This window comes from Sphingomonas echinoides ATCC 14820, from assembly GCF_000241465.1.
Lineage (GTDB): Bacteria > Pseudomonadota > Alphaproteobacteria > Sphingomonadales > Sphingomonadaceae > Sphingomonas > Sphingomonas echinoides.
Map to the genome: position 1 here is coordinate 3325865 of NZ_JH584235.1, position 3927 is coordinate 3329791.

5 protein-coding genes are annotated in these 3927 nt (G+C 65.1%); all 5 read right to left on the reverse strand.

From position 1 onward, the window contains the following. A partial coding sequence (locus ON00_RS15465; protein WP_169313339.1) for an amino acid permease occupies window positions 1–1560 on the reverse strand: 1560 nt, incomplete at its 3' end. An 89-nt stretch (window positions 1561–1649) separates the two neighbouring features. Beyond that, a complete protein-coding gene (locus ON00_RS15470; RefSeq protein WP_010407334.1) occupies window positions 1650–2027 on the reverse strand; it encodes a histidine triad nucleotide-binding protein in 378 nt (125 codons plus the stop codon). Between the two features lie 283 nt (window positions 2028–2310). Next, the gene (locus ON00_RS15475) at window positions 2311–2631 is read right to left on the reverse strand and encodes a phosphoribosyl-ATP diphosphatase (protein WP_010407337.1); all 321 of its coding nucleotides are present in this window, start codon (window positions 2629–2631) and stop codon (window positions 2311–2313) included. 31 nt (window positions 2632–2662) lie between these two features. Continuing rightward, a complete protein-coding gene (locus tag ON00_RS15480) occupies window positions 2663–2917 on the reverse strand; it encodes a hypothetical protein (protein WP_040601696.1) in 255 nt (84 codons plus the stop codon). Window positions 2918–2991: 74 nt separating this feature from the next. Continuing rightward, entirely contained in the window at window positions 2992–3759 is a 768-nt protein-coding gene (gene hisF / locus ON00_RS15485) for an imidazole glycerol phosphate synthase subunit HisF (RefSeq protein ID WP_010407340.1), read from the reverse strand. Between the last annotated feature and the right edge of the window lie 168 nt (window positions 3760–3927).

Sequence of the window (3927 nt, forward strand, 5' to 3'; positions counted from 1 at the left end):
CGGGGCGACATATTCGCCCATGTCCGGTGCCTCTTCTTCGTCGAGCCCCTTGGCCAAGCGGCTGTTGTGCATGCCATAGAGGAAATAGAGGATGATCGCCGCCAGCGTGTACCAGGCGAAAAACACCAGCACGCGCGTTTCGACCGTGAAGATCAGCGCGATGCAGGTCAGGATCCCCAACGCCGGAACGATCGGATAGACCGGCACGCGGAACCCGCGCGGGATCTCGGGGTGAGTCCGCCGCAGCCAAATCACCGACAGGCAGACGATGGCAAAGGCGGCGAGCGTGCCGACCGAGGTCATGTCGCCAAGCGTGTTGATATCGAAGAAGGCTGCCGCCACCCCCGTGATCAGCCCGACCAGCAGCGTGTTGACCCACGGCGTCTTGAACTTGGCGTGCACCGTCGCGAAGACGCGCGGCAACAAGCCATCGCGGGCCATCGTGTAGAAGATGCGCGTCTGGCCATACATCAGAACCAGCACCACCGAGGTCAGGCCGACGATTGCGCCAGCCTTCACCAGCTTCGCGAACCACGCCCATTGCGGGCCAAGCGCGTCGACAGCGACCGCGACGGGATCGGGCACGTCGAGCGTCTTGTAGTTGACGATCAGCGTCATCACGATCGAGACGAGGATGTAGATCGCGGTGCAGACGAACAGCGAACCGAGCAGGCCGATCGGCATGTCCTTCGCCGGGTTCTTGGCTTCCTGGCCTGCGGTCGAGACTGCCTCGAAACCGATATAGGCAAAGAACACGATCGATGCCGCGCGAAGGATGCCGCCCCAGCCGAACTCACCCTTGTCGCCGCTCGCTGGCGGAATGAAGGGCGACCAGTTGGCCTTGAGCGTACCGAAATGCGCGATCACAAAGGCACCGCAAATCACGATGAAGGCGATGATGACGGTCAGCTTGATCGCGACGATGATGTTGTTGACCTTCGCGCTTTCCGACACGCCCACGACCAGCAATGCCGTCATCGCCATACAGATCAGGAAAGCGGGGAGGTTGAAGAGATAGGTGATTGGCGCACCGTTGACGAGCACGGGAACGAGTTCCCCGCCGACGGCATGCTTGATGACATGGCCGGTCGGGCCGGTCAGCTCGACTGGAATGACCAGGCCGAAATCGCCAAGCAGGCTGACGACATAGCCCGCCCAGCCGACCGCGACGACCGATGCGGCAAGCCCATATTCGAGCAGCAGCAGCGCGCCCATGATCCAGGCCGCGAACTCACCAATCGTGGTGTAGCTATAGGTATAGGCCGACCCGGAAACGGGGAGAGTCGAAGACAATTCGGCGTAGCACAGCCCGGCGAGCGCGCAGACAAAGCCCGCGATCAGAAACGAGATCAACACGGCCGGGCCGGCATGGAGCGCGGCGGCGTTGCCGGTGCGCACGAAGATGCCAGCCCCGATGATGCAGCCAATGCCCAGGAAAACGAGGTTCCAGGGACCAAGCGTGCGTTTGAGTTGGCTGGTCTTTGTCTCTCGCTGTACCTGCTCCACGGTCTTTCGGAGCAGCATACGGTTCAGGATACCCGTAGTGGGCTGTGTCGCCATTCGAAAAGTCCCCCATCGTCGGATCGTTGCCGACGAGAAAAGTTAGATTGCGGCGAAACCTAACCGCAAAACTGGCGCGCGCAATCCCCTTAGCGTGCGAGCAACGGCCCAAGCGCGCGTCCGGCGAAAATATGGACGTGAAGGTGCGGCACTTCCTGGTGCGAATCGGTGCCGGTATTGGCCAGCAACCGGTATCCGGGCGCGACCAGCCCGGCATCGCGCGCGACCTTGCCGACCGCGCGGACGAAGCCGGTGATTTCGGCATCGGACGCCTTTGCGCTGAAGTCGTCCCACGAGACATAGCGGCCCTTGGGGATCACCAGAATGTGCGTCGGGGATTGCGGGTTGATGTCGGGAAAGGCGAGCGCGTACTCGTCCTCGTACAGCCGCGTCGCGGGGATCTCGCCGCGCAGGATCTTGGCGAAGACGTTCTGGTCGTCATAAGGCAGTGTTGCGTCGACGGGCATAGATTCCCCTCCCGCTTGCGAGCGGGGTTAAAGGTCAGGTCAATTATGCCCCCAGCATAATTGAGGGATTGCCGGGGGCAATCCCGACCTGACTTTTAACCCCGCTGGGTTAGGGGAGGGGATGTGTCCTCCTTGGGCTCCCGGCGGTGCTGGAGGTTCATGCCCTCCCCCAGCCCAGTTGTCCAAAGCTATCGGGTAAAGCGTGCCCCCGGCACGCTTTAGGAATTGCCGGGGGCAATTCCGACCCGATCGCTTTGGACAACTCGCAAGCGGGAGGGGAGCATTAGGCCTTTCGTGCGGCCTTTTCGTCGATTCCCGACACGCCTTCACGCCGCGCGATTTCGGCGCGGATGTCGTCGAGGGTGACGTCGCACTCGGCCAGCAGCACGAGCAGGTGGAAGACGAGGTCGGTCGCCTCTCCCACCAATGCCGCTTTGTCCTCGACCAGCGCGGCGATGACGGTTTCGACCGCTTCCTCGCCGACCTTCTGCGCGATTTTGCGGCGGCCGCGTGCGAACAGCTTGGCGGTGTAGGAGGTTGCGGGATCGGCACCCTTGCGGGCGTGGATCGTCGCTTCGAGCTGGTCGATCGGGTCTTGGGCCATACGCCACGGCTGGCGCAAGTGCTGCCGCGCGTCAATCCTTGGGCGGGCGCTTCATAAAGCGTTTGCGCAAAGCGCGGCGCACCACGAACACGCCGATTGCAGCCACCACGAACAAGGCGATGTCCGAGAGTTCAGGCCCGGTGCGGACCTTTGGCACACCGCTATGCGGAGCGGCGAGGGCGGGGGATACGGCTTGAAGACCGAGGATCGCTGCTGAACAGGCCAGTTGCGCCCCAGCACCACCCCGGCGCACGCCGGGGCCCAGTCGCGACACTTCGGAAATCATGGTGCTGTCCCGGCTTGCCGACGATGGCGCATCTGGGCCCCGGCGTTCGCCGGGGTGGTGGCGAATCGAGAACTTCACGCCACCGGCCGCCGTACCGGGATGCCCGCTGCCGCCAACGCGGCGTGGGCGTCGGCAATGCTCGCTTCGCCGAAATGGAAGATCGAGGCGGCGAGCACCGCGCTTGCGTGTCCCTCGCTGATCCCCGCGACAAGATCGGACAAGCCGCCGACCCCGCCCGAGGCGACCACCGGCACGCGGACCTGATCGGCGATGGTGCGGGTGAGCGCGAGGTCGAAGCCTTGCCGCGTGCCGTCGCGGTCCATCGAGGTGACGAGCACTTCGCCCGCGCCAAGCTCGGCCAGGCGCAGCGCGTGCGCGACCGCATCGATGCCGGTCGCGCGTCTGCCGCCATGGGTGAACACTTCCCAGCCCCCCTCGACCCGCCGCGCATCGACTGAGGCGACGACGCATTGGCTGCCGAAGCGGTCGGCGAGATCGGCGACCAGTTCGGGCCGCGCCACCGCCGCGCTGTTGATCGCGACCTTGTCCGCCCCCGCCAGCAGCAGCGCGCGGGCATCCTCGACCGAGCGCACCCCGCCGCCAACCGTCAGCGGCATGAAGCACACTTCGGCGGTGCGGCGCACCACGTCGAGGATCGTGCCGCGCGCTTCATGGCTGGCGGTGATGTCGAGGAAGCACAGTTCGTCCGCCCCCGCCGCATCATAAGCGCGGGCCTGCTCGACCGGATCACCCGCATCGCGCAATTCGACGAAGTTGACGCCCTTGACGACGCGGCCATTGGCGACGTCGAGACAGGGAATGACGCGCGCGCGGACGGTCATCGTCTCCCTCTCCCCGCTTGCGGGGAGAGGGCAAGCGAGCGAAGCGATGCGCGGGAGAGGGGCAGTTCGGCAGCGCCGCGCCCGATACTGCCCCTCTCCCCGACCCTCTCCCCGGAGGGGAGAGGGAGATTTGGTCGCCCGCTCACGCCGCCGCCGCCACGGCGAGCG

Bases quoted from the DNA above. Each gene is read 5' to 3' on its own strand.
- hisF (WP_010407340.1), bottom strand. From the start codon at position 3,759: ATGACCGTCCGCGCGCGCGTCATTCCCTGTCTCGACGTCGCCAATGGC.
- ON00_RS15480 (WP_040601696.1), bottom strand. From the start codon at position 2,917: ATGATTTCCGAAGTGTCGCGACTGGGCCCCGGCGTGCGCCGGGGTGGT.
- ON00_RS15470 (WP_010407334.1), bottom strand. From the start codon at position 2,027: ATGCCCGTCGACGCAACACTGCCTTATGACGACCAGAACGTCTTCGCC.
- ON00_RS15475 (WP_010407337.1), bottom strand. From the start codon at position 2,631: ATGGCCCAAGACCCGATCGACCAGCTCGAAGCGACGATCCACGCCCGC.